14 protein-coding genes and 1 tRNA gene are annotated in these 18,981 nt (G+C 49.4%); 7 read left to right on the top strand and 8 right to left on the bottom strand.

Features of this window, described 5'->3' with window-relative positions; genetic code table 11:
- Positions 1-49: 49 nt before the first annotated feature.
- The gene (locus tag DRJ53_RS11935) at positions 50-409 is read right to left on the bottom strand and encodes a four helix bundle protein (protein WP_114235860.1); all 360 of its coding nucleotides are present in this window, start codon (positions 407-409) and stop codon (positions 50-52) included.
- Positions 410-548: 139 nt separating this feature from the next.
- On the opposite strand from DRJ53_RS11935, the gene rplS reads away from it, so the two are divergent.
- The 4 genes from rplS (at position 549) to DRJ53_RS11915 (ending at position 3,793) form a co-directional block, all read left to right on the top strand.
- Positions 549-914 carry a 50S ribosomal protein L19 gene (gene rplS, locus DRJ53_RS11930; protein ID WP_114235859.1) on the top strand — a complete coding sequence of 122 codons (366 nt, stop codon included), beginning with the start codon at positions 549-551 and terminating at the stop codon, positions 912-914.
- A 128-nt stretch (positions 915-1,042) separates the two neighbouring features.
- A complete protein-coding gene (locus DRJ53_RS11925; RefSeq protein WP_114235858.1) occupies positions 1,043-1,264 on the top strand; it encodes a Sec-independent protein translocase subunit TatA/TatB in 222 nt (73 codons plus the stop codon).
- 35 nt (positions 1,265-1,299) lie between these two features.
- Positions 1,300-2,742 carry an Asp-tRNA(Asn)/Glu-tRNA(Gln) amidotransferase subunit GatA gene (gene gatA, locus DRJ53_RS11920; RefSeq protein WP_114235857.1) on the top strand — a complete coding sequence of 481 codons (1,443 nt, stop codon included), beginning with the start codon at positions 1,300-1,302 and terminating at the stop codon, positions 2,740-2,742.
- Positions 2,743-2,806: 64 nt separating this feature from the next.
- Complete coding sequence (locus tag DRJ53_RS11915) at positions 2,807-3,793, top strand: lytic transglycosylase domain-containing protein (protein WP_162303863.1); 987 nt, start codon at positions 2,807-2,809, stop codon at positions 3,791-3,793.
- A gap of 75 nt (positions 3,794-3,868) precedes the next feature.
- On the opposite strand, the gene DRJ53_RS11910 is transcribed toward DRJ53_RS11915, so the two are convergent.
- From DRJ53_RS11910 to DRJ53_RS11890, 4 genes are all read right to left on the bottom strand, one after another.
- Positions 3,869-5,161, bottom strand: coding sequence for an anthranilate synthase component I family protein (locus DRJ53_RS11910; RefSeq protein WP_114235855.1), 1,293 nt, complete (start codon positions 5,159-5,161; stop codon positions 3,869-3,871).
- Positions 5,162-5,512 (bottom strand): hypothetical protein, encoded by a 351-nt coding sequence (locus DRJ53_RS11905; RefSeq protein WP_114235854.1) that lies wholly within the window; start codon positions 5,510-5,512, stop codon positions 5,162-5,164. It abuts the gene before it with no gap.
- A 163-nt stretch (positions 5,513-5,675) separates the two neighbouring features.
- Positions 5,676-6,944, bottom strand: coding sequence for an adenylosuccinate synthase (locus DRJ53_RS11900; protein WP_114235853.1), 1,269 nt, complete (start codon positions 6,942-6,944; stop codon positions 5,676-5,678).
- 575 nt (positions 6,945-7,519) lie between these two features.
- Positions 7,520-9,760, bottom strand: a complete 2,241-nt coding sequence (locus DRJ53_RS11890) for a RelA/SpoT family protein (protein WP_114235954.1) — start codon at positions 9,758-9,760, stop codon at positions 7,520-7,522.
- A gap of 171 nt (positions 9,761-9,931) precedes the next feature.
- On the opposite strand from DRJ53_RS11890, the gene DRJ53_RS11885 reads away from it, so the two are divergent.
- Both DRJ53_RS11885 and tig read left to right on the top strand, forming a co-directional pair.
- Positions 9,932-10,013 (top strand) — tRNA-Leu (locus tag DRJ53_RS11885).
- A 122-nt stretch (positions 10,014-10,135) separates the two neighbouring features.
- Positions 10,136-11,515, top strand: a complete 1,380-nt coding sequence (gene tig, locus DRJ53_RS11880) for a trigger factor (RefSeq protein ID WP_114235851.1) — start codon at positions 10,136-10,138, stop codon at positions 11,513-11,515.
- Between the two features lie 128 nt (positions 11,516-11,643).
- Here tig and arr read toward each other — a convergent pair whose 3' ends face one another.
- From arr to DRJ53_RS11865, 3 genes are all read right to left on the bottom strand, one after another.
- On the bottom strand, positions 11,644-12,078 hold the full coding sequence (gene arr, locus DRJ53_RS11875) for an NAD(+)--rifampin ADP-ribosyltransferase (protein ID WP_114235850.1): 435 nt from the start codon (positions 12,076-12,078) through the stop codon (positions 11,644-11,646).
- A gap of 37 nt (positions 12,079-12,115) precedes the next feature.
- Complete coding sequence (locus tag DRJ53_RS11870; RefSeq protein ID WP_114235849.1) at positions 12,116-13,702, bottom strand: ABC-F family ATP-binding cassette domain-containing protein; 1,587 nt, start codon at positions 13,700-13,702, stop codon at positions 12,116-12,118.
- 242 nt (positions 13,703-13,944) lie between these two features.
- Positions 13,945-17,154 (bottom strand): PAS domain-containing protein, encoded by a 3,210-nt coding sequence (locus DRJ53_RS11865; protein WP_114235848.1) that lies wholly within the window; start codon positions 17,152-17,154, stop codon positions 13,945-13,947.
- Between the two features lie 648 nt (positions 17,155-17,802).
- Between DRJ53_RS11865 and DRJ53_RS11860 the strand changes: the two genes are divergently transcribed.
- On the top strand, positions 17,803-18,855 hold the full coding sequence (locus DRJ53_RS11860; protein ID WP_162303862.1) for an AI-2E family transporter: 1,053 nt from the start codon (positions 17,803-17,805) through the stop codon (positions 18,853-18,855).
- Positions 18,856-18,981 lie beyond the last annotated feature (126 nt).

Here is an 18,981-nt window from a genome sequence, read left to right as displayed (position 1 = left end):
TAGCTTCGAGCTACAAGCTGCAAGTAAAGCCTGATGATTTGAGTTGTTTTTATACTCCGGTCATCAGGCTTTTTTGAAACCCAACGAACATTTTTTGCTCTTCTCTTATTTGTCCAAGCAATTGGATGCACAACTCAGGATTGCCCATAGCCGTGGCTTGTGTAATCAGCACTTGGGTTTCCAACTCATAGCTGGAGCCCAAAGCAATTTCTACAAAACGGTTATAATCTTTCACACTGCTCCTGCTGCTACCTTCTGCAATGTTTGACGTGATTGATACTGCAGCCCTGGTCATTTGCGTGCACAACCCAAATTGCTCCGTTTTCGGCATGGTAGCAACAAACCGAAAGGTTTGAACGGCAATCTCCAAACCCTTTTGCCAGATTTTCAACTGCTTAAAGTCCCTCATTTTTCTCAAAAAATACATTTGAATCGGCTGCAAACCAAGCTTGCAGCTCGTAGCTATTGGCTTGCAGCCAAAAAAAAATCATACCTCTGCGCATTTATCCACCACATTCCCTACCTTTGCCGTCCTTAAAATTGAAGTTATGAACCCCGCTGTCCAATTTGTGCAAGAGCAGCTTACAGGAAAAAAGGAATATCCTAAATTCAAAGCCGGTGACAACGTTACCGTGAACTATAAAATTATTGAAGGCAACAAGGAGCGTATCCAGTCCTTCAAAGGCGACGTGATCAAACTGCAGGGCCAGGGTGCTACTGCTACCTTTACCGTTCGGAAAATTTCCGATGGCATCGGTGTTGAGCGTCTGTTTCCTTTCTTCTCGCCCAACGTCGAGTCGATCCAGGTGCATAAAGTAGGCCGTGTTCGCCGTGCCAAACTGTTTTACCAGCGTGGCCGCAGTGGTAAATCTGCCCGCATCAAGGAAAAGCGTCAGGCAATCGAAACTGCATAATCAACTTTTTCGTATATCGAAGCGTCCCGTCACCAGGCAGGGCGCTTTTTTATTTACTGTATATTAGCAGCACGGGTATATTTTTAGGGTACCTTTGTTGCTTATTCCTCAATTCAAAAAACTTTTTTATGAGCCTTGGTTGGAACGAAATTCTGCTCATTCTGATGGTGGTGCTGCTCCTGTTTGGCGGCCGCAAAATTCCCGAACTGATGCGTGGCCTGGGTAAAGGCATCCGCGAGTTCAATGATGCAAAAAACAATGTGCGTAAAGAAATAGAAGAAGGCATTAACGAAAAAGAGCGCCCTGCTGCTACTGCTTCTACCACCACTTCTACTACCACCCAGCCCTAAGTTTTTTGTTTCGCGGACCCTCCAACAAAACCGTTTTGTTTTCCTTTACTACTATTCTGCAATACCATCAGCAGTTGCAGGCAGGTGCTCTCACCTGCCTGCAGGCTGTTAGGCACTACCTGCAAGCCATTAAAGCCCATCAGCACCTGAATGCATTTATTGAGGTGTATGCCGACGAAGCCCTGAGCCGCGCCGCATCGCTCGATGCAGCCGCAGCCGAAGGCCGCCCCATGGGCAGGCTGCATGGCGTGGTGGTAGGCATCAAAGATGTGTTGTGCTATGCCGGCCACGGCGCAGCCGCTTCTTCCCGCATGCTCACCGGTTACGAATCGCTGTACACCGCCACATCGGTGCAGCGCCTGATTGATGAAGGCGCCATCATTATTGGGCGGCAAAACTGCGATGAGTTCGGCATGGGTTCCACCAACGAAAACTCGGTGTATGGTCCGGTGCTCAACCCGGTTGACCAGGACTATGTTCCGGGCGGCTCCTCGGGCGGCAGTGCTGCTGCAGTAGCGGCCGGCCTTTGCATGGTGTCACTTGGTACCGATACGGGCGGTTCTGTTCGCCTGCCGGCAGATTTTTGCGGCATTGTGGGCGTAAAGCCTACGTATGGCCGAGTTTCCCGTCATGGATTGATCGCCTACGCTTCTTCCTTTGACCAGGTGGGTGTGCTGGCGCAAAATGTGGCCGATGCCTCGCTGGTGCTGGAAATAATGGCCGGAGCCGACGGGCGGGATGGTACTGCGTTGGCGCAACCTGTTCCTGAAATATCAGCCGGGTTGGATGGCGCAAAAAAGGCTTACCGCATTGCCTATTTTCCCGAATGGGTGGACCATCCATCGGTAGATCCGCAAATTTCCCGAAGCCTGAAAGACCTTTTAGCGCAGCTACAAGCCGAAGGGCATACCGTAGAGCCTGTACAATTTAGCCTCACTGAATACATTGTGCCTACGTACTATGTGCTCACCACGGCCGAGGCCTCTTCCAATTTGTCGCGCTTCGATGGCGTACGCTACGGCTACCAGTCTAGGACCGAAGCAACCGACCTGCGCCAGTTTTACCGCCGCAACCGCTCCGAAGGATTTGGCCCCGAAGTAAAACGCCGCATCATGCTGGGCACCTTCGTGCTGAGCACCGGTTATTTTGATGCATATTTTACCAAGGCACAACAGGTACGGCGTCTGCTGCAGCAACAAACCGATGCCATTTTTAACCAGTACGACCTGATTGTGGCACCCACATCGCCTACGCCTGCTTACCGTGCCGGCGAAAAAACAGCCGACCCGGTGGCCATGTACATGGGCGATATTTTTACCGTGTTTGCCAACTTGGCCGGCGTGCCCGCCACATCGGTGCCGCTATTTAAACATTCTTCTAACTTACCGTTTGGGGTGCAGGTTCTGGCAAAAAGGTTTAATGAGCTAACTTTACTCCGCTTTTCACAACAGCTGGAAGCTTTAAAGCAAGGCATTTGAGGCGCAGGAAATAATGGAGTAACCGTTGCATTTCTGCGCTGTACATGCACTTAAACCAATGTTCATGCGCAAAACCTTTATCCTCTTTTTCGGGCTTCTTGTAACAGCCGCGGCTACCCATGCCGGCGGCCTGCAAGCGCCTTTGCCTGCCGACACCTTGGTAAAGGGCCTGCCGGCGGATCCGAAAAGCGGTTTTCGCAACCTGTTTGAAAGGGGCAACAAAGGCCTAAATACTGCCAAACTCAATCCATTGGCCATTACCTATGTGCAGGATTATATGCAGCGGTTTGGGCCGGGTTTGCAACGGATGAAAGACTGGGCCAAGCCACAATTCGATATGATGGATGGCGTGCTGGCTAAGCACGGTTTGCCCATCGAATTAAAATACCTCGCTGTTATTGAATCGCGCCTGCAGCCTTTTGCCGTTTCTTGGGCCGGAGCCGTTGGCCCCTGGCAGTTTATGGAAGGCACCGGCCGCGATATGGGCCTGCGCATTGGCGCCACCATCGACGAACGCACCGATTTTTTCAAAAGCACACATGCTGCCGCCCGTTATTTAAACCAGCTGTACCGCCAGTATGGCGACTGGCTGCTGGTGATTGCCGCTTACAACTGCGGACCCGGCGGCGTGCAAAATGCCATCCGCCGCAGCGGCAGCCGCAACTTTTGGGACCTGCAATACCACCTGCCCGAAGAATCAAGGATGCATGTAAAGAAATTTATTGCTACGCACTACATCATGGAAGGGCAAGGCAGCGTGGCTACGCTAACGCAAAAAGAAGCGGCCAATGAGCTGATGCAGCAAGTGACCGAAGCCGATGCTAACACCGAGGTGATCCCGGTAAGTGGCAAATATCATTCGCTGGTGATTGCGCAGCACCTGCAAATGGACAAAGTTCGGTTTGATAAACTTAACCCCAATTTTGACAAAGCCCTTGCAGCCAATGGCAGTTATAACCTGCGCCTGCCGGCAGATAAGGCATTGCAGTTCCAGGCATCCAAGCCGCAAATTTTGGAGCAATCCATCCGGTTGATGCTCAGCATGAATTAGTATTGCGGATGGCTGATGTCGGATGTTTCGATGTCGAATTTAAAAAGTAATCATCCGACATCGAAAGATCAGAAATCAGCCATTGGTCATTCCTTCTAAAACCTTCCGGATGGTGGCCACTTTCAGCAAGCATTCTTCCCACTCCTTTTCTGCGTCGCTGTAAAAAGTAATACCCGAGCCTACCGGGCAGGAAACATAACCGGTTGCGGCATTGTACAGCACGCTGCGGATGATCACGTTAAAATCAAAATCGCCATTGGGTTGGATATAACCTACCGAGCCGGAAAAAAGGCCACGGGCTGTGGCCTCGTATTGATCGATCAATTGCATTACCCGCAGCTTGGGCGCACCGGTCATGGAGCCCATGGGGAAATTTGCTTTTAATATCTCGATAAATGAAACGCCGGGCCGTTGCTGGCCGCTCACCGTGGAAACCATCTGGTGTACCTGCGGAAAACTGTAAATGCCAAATAATTCATCCACGCCTACCGAAGCCTGCTGGCACACCTGCGACAAATCGTTGCGTACCAGGTCTACAATCATCACGTTCTCCGAACGTTCTTTCGGGCTGGTGTACAAATCCTTTTTCAACTGTTCGTCGGCTACAGCATTGGTGGTATTGCGGCGGGCCGTGCCTTTCATAGGCTGCGCAATGAGCCGTCCGTTTTGCCGAGTTAAAAAACGTTCGGGGCTGGCGGAAATAAGATAATGTTGGTGCAGTTTGTACAAAGCGGCGAACGGCGCCGGGCTGGCCGTAGCCAGCTTCTGAAACAGGTGCACCGGGTTGATAGCAGCCTTTTGTGCAAAAAACTCCTGACAAAAATTGATCTCGTAACAATCGCCCCGCACAATGTGTTGTTGCAATTTGCGGATGGCATCGAGGTACTCCTCTTTGGTTAGCCGAGGCTGCAGTTGCACCGGTTGCTGCTGTCCTTTTCCTGTGATTGATTCGGCTAATATTTGTTGCCAAACGGCGTCTGGGTTTGTTGCGGTAATGGTGGCTTCATTACCGTTAATAGTAATGACTGTTTCCGGCTCAAAAAAATAAAATGCGGGAAAACCGACCGGGTCGTTTTTTACGGTGTGGATTGGGTGCAGGCTGTTCTTTAGATCGTAGCTTAAGTGACCAAAACACCAGCGGCCACTGCTGGTAAAATCATCCAGTTTCTGCAAGTTTTCGGTTACGCTTGCCCGTTGGCCCACAGCAAGCAGACACTCGTAATGACGCGGCGCAAAATTGGATTGCTGCCCATCCAGAAAAAGAAAAATGTTGAACCGGGAGGCCCAGTTCAACATTTTCTGCTGGAGCAATTGCAGATCAGGAAAAGTAAAGACTGCAGTTGCCAGCGGTGCTGTATCGTGCTTCATTTAAAAATCGTCGTCCTCATCATCAAAGCTGTTGCCACCGCGTCCGCCGCCGCCAAACAGGTCTTTGAATTCGGGGTCGTCTTCGATCTTGAAATCCTCATCGTCGTCCGCGTCTTTTTTACCACCGCCTTTCTTTGATTTGGGCAGGTCAAACTCCTCGAAGTCGGGATCCCAGGCTTCTTCTTCTTCGCCTTTTTCCCAATCGTCCTTTTCGTCTTCGTCGGCTACATCGTCATCATCGTCTGCTGCTTCGTCCTCGGCTTTTTTGGCCGAACGGCCTTTGGCCATTGCTGTAAATATCTGGGGCTCCAGGGCCTCTTCCAATCCGAACTCAAGTGTGTGTGCAACCATAATCTTATAAGCGTTATCGGGTGTAAAATTTGGGCCCAATTTTCATTCCGCCAAATTTTTTACAGAGCATTTTTTCAACCACTAAGACGCGAAGAAAAAAAGATGCACCAAGAGAATCTCCTGGTGCATCTTCTAGCCTTTGTGCCTGTATGGTTCAACAAAATTATCCGTCGATCTTCACGATCTGGTCGCGGCCGGGACCATTGGAAATATAGCGTACCGGGGCACCCGAATGGGCGTTCAGGAACTGCATGTAAGAGGTCATTGCCTCGGGCAGTTCGGCTTCCGATTTTAATACAGATGAATCCATTTTCCAGCCTTTGAATTGCTGGTAAACGGGCTCAATTTTATTCCAGGTCATTTGGAAAGGCACCTGGTCGGTTTCCTCGCCATTGATCTTGTATTTGGTGCACACCTGCAGGTCTTCAAACTTATCGAGTACGTCGGCTTTGGTGATCACCATTTGCGTAACGCCGTTGATCATGTTGGCAAAACGCAGGGCTACCAGGTCCATCCAACCACAGCGGCGTGGACGGCCGGTGGTGGCGCCAAATTCGTTGCCTATTTTGCGCAGCTCTTCGCCGGTTGCATCTTCCAGTTCGGTGGGGAACGGACCGCTGCCCACGCGGGTGCAATAAGCTTTGGAAACGCCAATCACCTCGCGGATTTTTTGCGGCGCCACACCCAGCCCATTACATACGCCGGCAGAGATGGTGTTGCTTGATGTAACAAACGGGAAGGTACCAAAATCGATATCGAGCATGGAGCCCTGTGCGCCTTCGGCCAGCACTTTTTGCCCCTTGCTGATGCGGTCGTTGATAAAGTATTCGCCGTTGACGATGTTGAGGCTGCGCAAAAATTCGATGGCCTCAAAAAAGTCTTCTTCCCAGGCCGTGATGTCTTCCTGGAAATTATAATTATCCAGCAGGCGCTGGTGTTTCAGGCGCAGCTTGATGTAGTTGGTGGTAAAGCTTTTGTGCAGCAGGTCGCCCACACGGATGGCATTGCGGCCGGTTTTGTCCATATACGCAGGCCCGATGCCTTTAAGCGTAGAACCGATCTTGTCGTTGCCCTTGGCTATTTCGGCGGCTTTGTCCAGTGCACGGTGCGTAGGCAGAATAACATTGGTACGTTCGGAAATAAACAGGTTCTTTTTCAGGTCCACTCCAAACTTTGCCACCGAGTCAGCCTCGCGGCGCAGCGTAACCGGATCGAGCACCACGCCATTGCCAATAAGGTTCACGGTATTTTGATGAAATACACCAGATGGGATCTGGTGCAGTACAATCTTTTGATCGTTTACATACAGGGTGTGGCCGGCATTGGGGCCGCCCTGGAAACGGGCAATAAGGTCATAATCTTTTGCAAAGTAATCTACGATCTTGCCCTTGCCTTCATCGCCCCACTGAAGGCCCAGAATAACGTCAACCATAATAGATAATGATTATTAAGTGGCAAAAGTAGGAGAAAAGGGGGTTGGAATGACGAACAGATGGATAAGGAAAGGGAGAATATCGAACAGACGAACAAGGAATTTCGAACAGATGAAGTCGGGAGAAAGGGAAATTATTAATTATGAATAATTGATTATTAGTTGGGGATGAATGTGTGGGAAAGGGATTGAAGATCAATAAATGAAGTGCGATTTTTTTAGATAAATATTTTGAATGCAGCCATAAAAAGTTGGCAGCAAGTTTTGAAAGAGCGATTTTTTGAGGCAATGCGTTTTGCAATATTGACGGCAACAATTCAATTCATAGGGTTGATCTACGATCAACGAACAAGGTTGTATTCGTTGCAGAAATTTGCTACCAACAGGATTGGGCTATGCCCAATCATCGGCAATAATCTATTGTTCGTTATTTACTATTTCGCTCCGCCAAATTCATAAATCATATTGCATCATTCATACCCCCCCTTCGTCATTCGACATTCCTTGTTCCTTGTTCGTTATTCTATCTCCAACTTTATCCGTTCGAAATTCCTTGTTCGTCCGTTCGACATTCCCTACGCTGCCGTGTCGGTTTCAAAGCGTTCCACAGTGTGGATGCCGTTGAGGCTCAGGAGGCGGCCTACCAATTCTTCTAGTTCCTCTTTGTCGTGCACAAACAGCTTGATGGAACCTTCAAACACGCCTTCGGTCGACTCGATGGTGAGGGCTGAAATATTGAGGCGCATATCGCCGGAAATAATGTTGGTGATTTTATTGATGATGCCCACATCGTCCATACCAATGATGCGGAGGCCGGTGAGGAAAGAAATTTCCTTGTTTTTGGCCCACTTGGTTTTTACAATGCGGTGGCCGTAGTTGGCCATCAGCTTGGCGGCGTTGGGACAAGTGGTGCGGTGAATGGTAAGTCCTTTTCCGGTTGTAACAAAGCCAAATACATCGTCGCCCGGAATGGGCTTGCAGCAATTGGCCAGGTTGTACATGATCTTGTCGCTGCTTTCACCAAAGATGATCAGCTCCGTGTCTTTGTGCGGAATCTTGGCGGGATCGTGGGCTGGCTTCGGCTCCAGGTGCACCTTTTCGGGCTTCGGTATTTCCAGGCGGTCGCCAATAACCTTGAATTCTTTCAGGTCTTTGAGGTCAATGCTTTTGACCGCAATGCCATAATACAGGTCCAGCGCCGATCCCAGCTTGTAGTGGTTCATTAGTTCCTCCACATTGTGTGGGTTCAGTGCGGCGCCAATGGCTTCCAGCTTGCGTTGCAGCGTGTATTTACCTTCTTCGGCAATGGTCTTTTTCTGCTCTTTCAGCGCATCTTTGATCTTGGTGCGGGCCTTAGCCGTCACCACAAAGTTGAGCCAGTCCTCGGTGGGTTTTTGTTTACCCGAAGTAATGATCTCCACCTGGTCGCCGCTGCGCAGTTTGTGCGAAATGGGCACCAGCTTGTGGTTTACCTTGGCGCCAATACATTTACTACCCACCTGGCTGTGCACCGAAAAAGCAAAGTCCAGTGCCGATGCGCCAACCGGTAGCATTTTTACATCGCCCTTGGGCGTGTACACGTAAATTTCTTCGGCCAAGAACGAACGCTTGAAATCGGACAGGAAATCCACCGAGTCAATATCCTGCGTGGTGATTACCTCGCGGATCTGGTTGAACCATTTATCAAAACGGTTTTCCTCGTTGTTGCCTTCTTTATATTTCCAGTGGGCGGCCAGGCCTTTTTCGGCAATCTCGTTCATGCGGCGGGTACGGATCTGCACTTCCACCCATTTACCGTTAGGGCCCATCACGGTGGTGTGCAGCGCTTCGTAGCCGTTGCTTTTCGGGTTGCTCAGCCAGTCGCGCAGCCGCTCGGGCGATGGGTTGTATTCATCCGTCACCATCGAGTACACTTTCCAGCAGTCCTCTTTTTCCCGCTCGGGCGGCGCGTTCAGGATCACCCGGATGGCAAACAGGTCGTACACCTCTTCAAAGGCGACGCCTTTTTTCTTCATTTTGTTCCAAATGGAATGGATGCTTTTGGGGCGGCCGTATATTTCAAAATCAAGACCGGTGGTGTCCAGTTTATCTTTCAGCGGCTTGATGAATTCGTTGATGAACCGGGAACGTTCGCGGCGGGTTTCTGAAAGCTTGCGGGCAATTTCGCGATAGGTGTCGGGCTCGAGGTACTTCATGGAAAGGTCTTCCATTTCCGTTTTCATGTTGTACAGGCCCATGCGGTGCGCCAGCGGCGCATACACGTACACCGTTTCCGAAGCAATCTTGAGTTGCTTTTCCTGCTTCATGCTGTCGAGGGTACGCATGTTGTGTAGGCGGTCCGACAGTTTTATTAAAATAACCCGCGGGTCGTCGGTAAGCGTCAGCAGTATTTTCTTAAAATTTTCCGCTTGCTGCGATGCATTGACATCGATTACGTTGGAAATTTTGGTAAGGCCGTCCACGATCTTAGCGATCTCGGAGCCAAACTCCCGTTGGATATCGTCCAGCGAAATATCGGTGTCTTCGACAGTGTCGTGCAGCAGCGAACAAATGGTGGAGCGCACACCCAAACCTATTTCTTCCACACAAATGCGGGCCACGGCCAGCGGGTGCAAAATATAAGGCTCACCGCTTTTTCGGCGCATGCTTTTGTGTGCATCGGCGGCCATTTCAAAGGCATGCCGCAGCAGGCGCCGGTCGCCGGGCTTGAGGCGGGTTTTGAGGCATCGGAGCAGGGCACGGTATTCACGGAGAATGAGCTTTTTCTCCTGTTCTTCATTGAGGTTGTACTTCGGTTTCTGCGCTACGGTTTCCATGAACCACGAATTTACACCAAAGCAGGGGTAATTTTTTTTACCTGCAAAAAGGCTGTTCAACTTTAGCAAAAAGACTTACTTTTGCCGCCCTGTTGCGAGCTTTGAGCCTTTAGCTGCGAGCTGCGAGTAATTTACTCGGAACTCACAACTCACTTCTCGGAACAAAAAAAAGCGGGTGTGGCGAAATTGGTAGACGTACCAGACTTAGGATCTGGCGCCGCGAGGCATGGGGGTTCGAGTCCCTCCACCCGCACAGACTGAACGGAACGAATAAAGAACAAGGAACAAGGAACAGATGAATGATGAAGTAATTTTTCCTTCGCCATTCTTTATTTCTTGTTCCTTGTTCGACATTCATACACAACCTATTTACACATGGCAACAATTATCCAGCAGGAGGTTGCCCCCCTGCATAAGCACCTGAATATTACCATTGCAAAAGAGGACTACCTGCCTGCTTTTGAAAAAGCGCTGAAAGATTACAGCAAAAAAGCCAACATTCCCGGCTTCCGCAAAGGCATGGTGCCTTCTGGACTGATCCGCAAAATGTATGGCAAATCCTTGTTTGTTGACGAGGTGCTGCGCATTGTAGACAAAGAAGTGTTTGGCTACCTGCAGACCGAAAACTTGGACATTTTTGCCCAGCCCCTGCCCGTTGACCTGAACCTGGGCCAACTGGATATGGCTAAGCCTGCCGACTACTCGTTTACTTTTGAAGTAGGCATGAAACCCGAGTTTCAAACGCCTGACCTCGGCTCGTTGAACATTACCCGCTACAAAGTGGATATTTCCGACGAAATGCTGAACGAGGAAATTGAGCGCCTGCGCAACCGCTTTGGCAACATGAGCGAACCCGACGCTGTAAACAGCGACGAGAATGTACTGAACGTAACTTTTGTTGAAACCGACGCAGATGGCAATGAAGTGGAAGGCGGTATCCGCAAAGACAATTCGCTGCTGGTAAAATATTTTGCTGAAAGCATCCGCCCCTCGCTGATGGGCAAAAAAGTAGGCGACACCATCCAGGTTTCGCTGGATGAAGCGTTTGACGGACAGGACCGCAAAGCCGCTGTGCTCACCGACCTGGAACTGGACAGCGCCACTGGCCGCCACTTCCGCCTCGACATTACTAAAGTAGGACTGGTAGAACCCCGCGAACTGAACGAAGAGTTTTTTGCGCAGCTGTTCCCCAACGCCGAAGTAAAAACCGAAGAGGATTTCCGCAACAAACTGCGCGAAGAATTGCAAAAGCAATGGAACGCTGAAACCAGCAACCAACTGCACCATACGCTGTACCACCAGTTGCTCGATAATACTCAGGTTGATTTCCCTGCCGAGTTCCTGAAGCGCTGGCTGAAAACACAGGGCGAAAACAATACTGCTAAAACCGACGAACAGGTTGAAGCCGAGTTCCCCGGGTTTTTGAACCAGCTGAAGTGGAGCGTGATTACCGAGAAGCTGATTGCCGACAACGAGATTAAAGTAGAACAAAGCGACCTGCGCCAGTTTGCCAAGGATCAACTGCTTGGCTACATGGGCGGCATGGGTGCCGGCGATGAAGAGCAAGAGTGGATGCGCGACTACATCGACCGCATGATGAAGGACCGCAAGTATGTTGAGGATGCATACAACCGCCTGCAAACACAAAAACTGTTTGAGTGGGCCGAAACAAAAGTAGCCGCCCAGGAGCAGGTGATTTCAAAAGACGAATTCATTAAAATGAATGAAGAGCACAACCACGTGCATCATTCATAAGCCCTGATATTTTGAGTTGATGATAATAAAAGAGCACCAGTTTCCTGGTGCTCTTTTATTATTGCCCGTTTTGTAATTGTTGAAATTGCAAAGCAGTATTTCATTGTTGAAAACAGAGCTCGCCTTTCCTAATCATTCAACGACTGCACGCCTGCTGCCTTTAGTTTAGCCAGGCCATCTTTCATTGCCTGCACCTGTTCTGCATTGTGGCCCTGCCATGCCGCCACCTCTCCCACCACTCGAAATGGCTGCGTAGAGCGATATGATTTAGTTGGATTGCCGGGAAACTTCCGGTCCGTCAGGTCCGGGTCATCTTCGATGGGGCCGGTAGGTTCCACTAAATAGATGCGTTCCCTACCGGTGCCTTCAGCCAGTTCAGCGCCCCAGATTGCCGCATCCAATGTTGCTGTTAAAAAAATATATTTTGCTTTTACCCGTTGCCCAAAATTGGAGCTAAAGCCAACCTCGACCAGGTCGCCAATGCTCAGATCGGCTTTTGTACCGTGGAAGTAAGTTTGCTGAAACGGCGTGGGGGTGCCTGCGCCGGAGTTAGTATTAGTCATGGCTTTTATTGATTTTGTTGCTTAATATCATTGCCCGTTACAACATGATTGTTCGCTCAATACCCAAATGCTCCAGGAAACTCTCATCGTGTGAAACCACAAGCAGCGTGCCCCGGTATTGATTGATGGCAGCAGTCAGAATTTCTAAGTTGGCCAGGTCTAAATTATTTGTGGGTTCGTCTAAAATAATCAGGTCGGGTGGATAACTGCCAAGCGTAAGGCAACAAAGCATTAGCCGCATTCTTTCGCCTCCACTCAATGCATTACAAGGCTTTTCCCAATCTTCTTTGCCAAACAAAAAGCGGTTCAGCCGGATCTTTACTTCATGCTCCTGCAATGCTGCAGTATTGAAACGCTGCGCCTGCTCGTAAACGTTGATGCTGTTGTCCAGCAAAGAATAGTCCTGATCGATATAAATCGACCTGCTTTCCGCCCGGTGCACCGATCCTTTCTGTGGTTTCAGTTCGCCCAAAATCAATTTGATCAACGTTGTTTTTCCGGATCCATTACTTCCTATAAGTGCCACCCGTTCGCCGCTCAATAATTGTATGTTCAGGTTGCTTTGCCACAGATCCATTTGGCCGTAGGCAAAATTGATGTTTGTGCCTGCAAACAAAACCTTTCCCTTGTGCAAACCCGAGTGATCGAATCCCAATTTCATCCCGTCAATATCCGGCACCGTTGCACGCAGCTGTTGCAGTTCCTGCGCTATACCGTCAATCTTCTCCGCATGAACCGATTTTAATTTCGAGGTACTGTTTTCTGCATTGTTGCGCAAGGTGTTCATCATAATGCGTGCAACACCCGACTTTTCCTGTTTGCCTTTGCCCCGGCTATTGAGTTTTTGTTGGCGCTCCAGGGTTTCCTGCTGCTTTTCTTTTGCCTTATGCAAAGCTTTTTCTTTGCTCTCAATTTCCTGGCTCAGCGCATTAGCTTCCAGCGCTTTTTGTTCGGTATAAAAATCAAAATTGCCCCCATATATTTTGATACCGTTTTGGTTTAACTCGCAAACTGTAGGAAACAGGTTGAGCAATTTTTTGTCGTGGCTCACGACTATCGTTGTGCATTTAGCCAACTCGATAAAACGATACAAAAGTTGCCTGCTTTCGGCATCCAAATGGTTGCTTGGCTCGTCTAGTAAAACCAACTGCGCCTGATGGATAGCAATGCCTGCCAGGAAGACTTTTGTCTTTTGCCCACCACTTAAAGTAGCAAGCGGCTGGTGCAGGTCTAAGCCATCCAATTGCCAATATTGAAGCGCTTCAAAACATCGCGTTTCTATGGTCCAATCATCCTGCAGCGCATCGAAATGTTTTTCTTTTGTATCGCCTGCTAAAATTGCCTGTAAAGCTGCCAGCTTTTCGCTGATGCCCAGCGCCTGCGCAATCGAAAGATCGTTGTATTGCCCAAAATGCTGTGGCACCAGGTAGGGCGTTGCTTCTGTTATTATGTGGCCTGCATGCGGCTGCACTGCACCTGCAATAATTTGCAGCAGTGTAGATTTACCCGCACCGTTGTTACCGATTAGTGCAACCTTCTCGTGGTTGGCTACTGTGAGATTGATGTTGCTGAACAACAGTTCCCTGTCGGGATGTATATGTGTGATGTTTTCTAAACGCAGCATTATTTCTTTCGTTTGAAATGAACCAAATCAACATACCGCGTTGCGGTTGTTGGTTATGTCCGTTTGAAAGAAATATTGTTCTACATGCTGCTCTTATTTAAATAAATGGAGGCTGCAAATATAGTGCGTTCTTAATATTTGCACCGATGCCGATCGATTCGGCGTTAATTGTTGAACTAAAAATGGCTTCTGCCAAGCTATTGGTAGCGATGCCTGTTTGCTATTAAAAGGCTTCTTCAAATTTATGCCGGCAAATAAATTTCAAATGTTGATCCCACGCCCAATTCGCTGTACACTTCAATCAAACCGTCGTGGTTTTCCACCACTTTTTTAACGATGGAAAGGCCTACGCCGGTTCCGCTGTATTCTGCTTTTCCGTGCAGCCGCGCAAACATCTGGAAAATCTTTTCGCGGTATTGTTGCTCAAAGCCAATGCCATTGTCGGTAACCGAAATCACATGATACAGCTTCCCGCCTCTTTCTTCCTGTCGTGCGGCAATGTTGATTTTCGGCGCTTCATCGGTCTTGCTGTATTTAAGCGCATTGCTCAACAGGTTTTGCAGTAATTGCTGTATTTGCCTCCGGTAGCCTTGCACCACGGGCAGCTCGCTTACCTGCACCACTGCCTTTTTTTCTTCAATATCCACTTCCAGATCTTCCAACACCCGCTGTACTTTTTCACCCAGGTTTACCTGCTCTGTTTCGTGCGGCCGCTGGCTTACATGTGAGTACAGGAGGAGGTCATCCACCAGGTTGCCCATGCGTTGCGTGGCATTTTCAATGCGGCTAAACAACCGCACTTCATTATCGTTTAAATGCTTGCTCAACTGGTCTTTCAACTGGTTGGTAAACACATGTATTTTCCGGATCGGTTCTTTTAAATCATGCGAAGCAGCGTAAGCAAATTCTTCGAGGTTGGCATTGGAGCGTTGCAGTTCTTTGTTGATGGATTGCAGGCTTTCGTTGGCCCTGGCCAACTCCTGGGTCCGCTCTTCCACCGTGTGTTCGATGCACTGCATCGCCGTCATCTGGTCGGTTACATCCAACATCGATCCAATAAAGCGCACCGGGTTTTGTTCGGCATTAAAATACACTTTGCCTTTTGCTTTGATCCAACGCTCCACGCCATCATCGGCGCCGATGGTGCGGTACACCACATCAAAATCGCCATCGCTTTCGGCTTTGTTATATGCACGCTCCACCACCTTAATGATCCGTTCGCGGTCATCGGGATGCAGGCCTTGCACAAAATCTTTTTCGTAGGTAACCGGGTTTTGATGCCTGATGCCAAATAAATCGCGGCAGCGTTTGTCCCAGTGTGCCGTGCCCGCTTTTACGTCGATATCAAAAGTGCCCAGTTCCGCAGCGTCCTGCGCCAGGCGGATTTGTTCCAGTGCGGTTTGCAATTTTTCCCGGTCCTTTTTGGCTTCGTTGATGTCAATGCTCGATCCCACGTAGGCAAACACAGCGCCATTGCCATCGTATGCCGGTATGGCCTGCGACATCACCCAGCGGTACTCGCCATCGTGGCGGCGCAGGCGATGCTCAAACTGGTAGGGTTTGAGGTTTGCCACTGCATCGCTCACTGCGGCTTGCACTGCTGGTAAATCATCGGGATGCTGGTACGGTCCCCAGCCCCTCTCGGCCATCTCCTCCTGCGTTACACCCAAATACTCCAGCGTAGTTTTATTTACATAACCATATGTACCATCCGGTTTCAACATCCAGATAAAATTGGGCGAAGCATCGGCCAACAGGCGAAAACGGCCTTCGCTTTCTTCCACTTTCATTCTGTTCACCACCTGCGCTGTAACGTCGACACAGATATCCAGCACAGCATACACTTCGTTATTATCGTTGAACAGCGGGATAAAGTTGATATTGAAATACCGCGATTGCCCGTGGCGCTTGAAAAACACTTTTACTTCCGGCGCTTCAAACGGCTTACCTGATGCCCGTACGCTATCAATCAGGTTGATGAATTTTTCGCCATCTTCAACGAGGCCGGATAGTATTTTACGAAACGATTTGCCCTCCAAGTCAGCGTCCACTCCGAGCACATCCAGCAACACCTGGTTGGGATTTTCTACAATCAGGTCCGGCCCCACAAACACGCCAATGGCGGTTGGTGCGGAGTTTAGCATGGTGCGGAGCTTGGCCTCGCTTTCGTCTTTGTTTCTCCTCGTCAGCACCTGCTCTGTTACATCCATTGCCATGTGCAAAAGAGAAGCACCGCCAAGAGCGTTGACTACGCGGCTATAGTTGATATTAAAATACCTACGTTGCAGCACACCATCTGTTTGCAACAAGGCTTCCACTTCTGTTCCATGATAATTTTTGCCGGTGCGCAACACTTCATTGATTCGTTGAAATATAGGCTGGCTCACCACTTCGGGCAACACTTCGGCAAGGGGTTTTCCAAGCACATCCTGCTCTGTGCTTTTACCAATCAGCCGCAGCATGGGCGCATTGATGCTTTCAAAAACCAGGTCGTCGCCACGCGTAAGCGCTATGGCCACGGGTGCCTGCTCAATGATGTTGCGGAAACGTTCCTCACTTTGTTGCAATGCTGCCTCTGCAACTTTGCGGTCGGTGATATCAAGCGACACACCCAGCATAGCAGCAGGCTGGTAGTTGTCATCGTACCGCAGCTGGCCCCTTATGTTTACCCAATGCAGCGAACCATCGGGCCAGATCACCCGGTATTCAATATCGTAATCGGCGCCGGTGCTCACGCTGTGCATTACTGCTGCTTCCTGCCGCTGCTGGTCGTCGGGGTGAACGGCGCTGCGCAATATTTCATACGTAAATACTTCATCGGGCTGGCGGCCAAAAATCTGTTTACAAATGCTTGAAGCTTTTAACTCAAAAGTTTTCAGGTCGAGCTGCCAGCTACCCATATGGCCGGCATGCAGTGCAAAATGCAACCGGTCCTGGCTTTGCTCCAGCTTTTTGCGGCTCAGCACGGCATCAGTGGTTTCCATACAGGTTACCAATACGCCGGCCGGCTGGCCTTCGTCGTCGGTAAGCAGGCTGTAGCTAAAGGTCCAGTAAATGTCTTCGATGCGGCCGTTGCGGTAAAAAGGCACCAGCTGGTTTTCCGACCACACCGGTTTTCCTGTTTGCAGCACGCCATCAATGAGCGGACCGATCAGGTGCCATATTTCGCTCCATACTTCAATGCCCTTTTTCCCGATTGCAGGGTGCTTGCCGTTGATGCCCAAACTGGGCCGAAAGGCATCGTTGTAAAAACAGGTAAGCTCGCTGCCCCAAAACAGGAACATGGGAAAGCCGGAGTTGAGCATATTGGCTAGCGAAATATGCAGTGATTTAGGCCACTGCGCAGGCTCGCCCAATGCAGTTTGCGCCCAGTTAAAATTGCGTATTATGGCACCCATTTCCCCGCCACCCTGCAGCAAGGAATTGGTGTTGATCAGCTGTTGTGTTTCCAACGAATGCGATTAAGGGTTTAAGGCTATGAATGTATGAAACTTAGCAAACACGGCGAATTTTACTGTTTCAACACCCAATTTAAAGCGGGCCTGTGTTTTAAAGCGTTTAGTAGAAAATAAAACATCCGCATTTTGATGCAAGCTGCAGCAATTTCTTTGCCGTTGTTTGTGCAGTAAAATGACAACTTACCGGTAGGATCGGAGGCGTTTTTTAAGCGGCCGTTTGGCTAGTTTTTTTAACGATAAAAATTGCTGTAGCTAGGGCTCGATGTGCCGTCAGTAAATTCAATTTTTCTAAAATGCGTCAGTCAAAAAATGCTGCACCCATATTTGGGAAAACATACGAAATGTAACGGGCCGCTTTTACCTTTTATGCCGATTGTAATACTGTGTTTTTATATCATTTATTCAATAGCGTTGTGTGATTTACTATTTGTTATAAAATTTAGTCCACTCAATTGCTATCAGCCTATTTAAATAAACGCAACGAATTGATAACATTTCTCTGCACTGGATTGCAATTACTGTTAATGCCGCAATAGCCAATTGCTGCATGGCCTTATTTTTTCTGATGTACTGCAACGGATCTTTTTCTCCCTGTTGCATTTTATGAACCAGCCCCAGGCTCCAGCCAGTTTGTATAAAACATTGTTGCGAATTGTATTTGCCGCAGCAGCGGTCATCATCCTGTTGTGGCTGCTGGCGCGTACCTACCATATGGTGCTGGTGTTGTTGTTTGCATTGGTGCTGGCCATTGTCATCAACACGCCGGTTGCCCGCCTCGAAACAAAAGGCATCAAACGCGGGTGGGCTGCGCTGATTGTGTTTGGCGCCATTGCCATTGCGCTGGCGCTGATCGGGTGGCTGGTGGTGCCCAAAGTAATGGAGCAACTGCGAACGCTGATTGCCAACCTGCCCGGCTATGCTGCGGTACTGCAAGATAAAATGTCGAAGCTGCAGGAAGCTTTCCCCGACCTGGATGGCAAACCGGGCAACAACAGCCTCGATCCGGCCAACTGGCTGCCGTCCATATCGGAAGCCATCAACCGGCTTACCAACTTTTCGCTTACGGTGCTCCAATCGGTTTTGCTCCTGATCATTTTCTTTAGCCTGGTGGTGTATGCAGTGGTTAATCCAAAGCCGCTGCTCGAAATATATTTTTCGCTGTTTCCACCGCACAAACGCGACCGCGCAGCAACGGCATACGCCAATGCCAGCGTGATGCTTACCGGTTGGTTGAAGTCGAACCTGATTGGCGGTGTCATTTCCGGCATTGCCACCACCATAGTGCTATCGCTGCTGGGTGTGCCCGGTGCATGGGTGTGGGGTGCACTGGCCCTTTTTTCCGAATTGATTCCACGACTGGGATTTTATATTTCTGCAGTGCCGCCTACGCTGGTGGCGCTTTCCATCAGCAACACCACGGCATTGTGGGTAGGGATATTCTTTATTGCGATGGATGAAATCATGGCCGATGTGGTGATGCCGCAGATCCGCTCCAATGCCATGAACATTCACCCGGTTTCCATCTTGTTTTTGGTTATGGCATTTGGTGCGGCGTTTGGTTTCATCGGCATTTTGCTGGCTACACCGATGGCTGCCATCATCAAGGCTTACTACGAAGAGTTTTACATGCATCACCAGGCACCGGACCCGGATTGGAAGGAGCGGATTCAGCGTGCTGTGAGTGGCGGGAAATAGTGGTTGCGATTGTTGTAAAGAAGCGCAAAATAGTCACTAAATGATATGCAAATATTGTAATGCGGCTTACTATATCCTTTTAAATTTTTCTGTAACATAGCATCGCCCACACGCAGTGTTGTCATG

Source organism: Paracnuella aquatica (genome assembly GCF_003332885.2).
Lineage (GTDB): Bacteria > Bacteroidota > Bacteroidia > Chitinophagales > Chitinophagaceae > Flavisolibacter > Flavisolibacter aquaticus.
This window is presented reverse-complemented; position numbering and strand designations above follow the sequence as displayed.

What these genes read in the sequence shown, in the direction of transcription:
- DRJ53_RS11935 (WP_114235860.1), bottom strand. Translation starts at nt 409, where the DNA reads ATGAGGGACTTTAAGCAGTTGAAAATCTGGCAAAAGGGTTTGGAGATT.
- rplS (WP_114235859.1), top strand. Translation starts at nt 549, where the DNA reads ATGAACCCCGCTGTCCAATTTGTGCAAGAGCAGCTTACAGGAAAAAAG.
- DRJ53_RS11925 (WP_114235858.1), top strand. Translation starts at nt 1,043, where the DNA reads ATGAGCCTTGGTTGGAACGAAATTCTGCTCATTCTGATGGTGGTGCTG.
- DRJ53_RS11915 (WP_162303863.1), top strand. Translation starts at nt 2,807, where the DNA reads ATGCGCAAAACCTTTATCCTCTTTTTCGGGCTTCTTGTAACAGCCGCG.
- DRJ53_RS11910 (WP_114235855.1), bottom strand. Translation starts at nt 5,161, where the DNA reads ATGAAGCACGATACAGCACCGCTGGCAACTGCAGTCTTTACTTTTCCT.
- DRJ53_RS11905 (WP_114235854.1), bottom strand. Translation starts at nt 5,512, where the DNA reads ATGGTTGCACACACACTTGAGTTCGGATTGGAAGAGGCCCTGGAGCCC.
- DRJ53_RS11900 (WP_114235853.1), bottom strand. Translation starts at nt 6,944, where the DNA reads ATGGTTGACGTTATTCTGGGCCTTCAGTGGGGCGATGAAGGCAAGGGC.
- DRJ53_RS11890 (WP_114235954.1), bottom strand. Translation starts at nt 9,760, where the DNA reads ATGGAAACCGTAGCGCAGAAACCGAAGTACAACCTCAATGAAGAACAG.
- tig (WP_114235851.1), top strand. Translation starts at nt 10,136, where the DNA reads ATGGCAACAATTATCCAGCAGGAGGTTGCCCCCCTGCATAAGCACCTG.
- arr (WP_114235850.1), bottom strand. Translation starts at nt 12,078, where the DNA reads ATGACTAATACTAACTCCGGCGCAGGCACCCCCACGCCGTTTCAGCAA.
- DRJ53_RS11870 (WP_114235849.1), bottom strand. Translation starts at nt 13,702, where the DNA reads ATGCTGCGTTTAGAAAACATCACACATATACATCCCGACAGGGAACTG.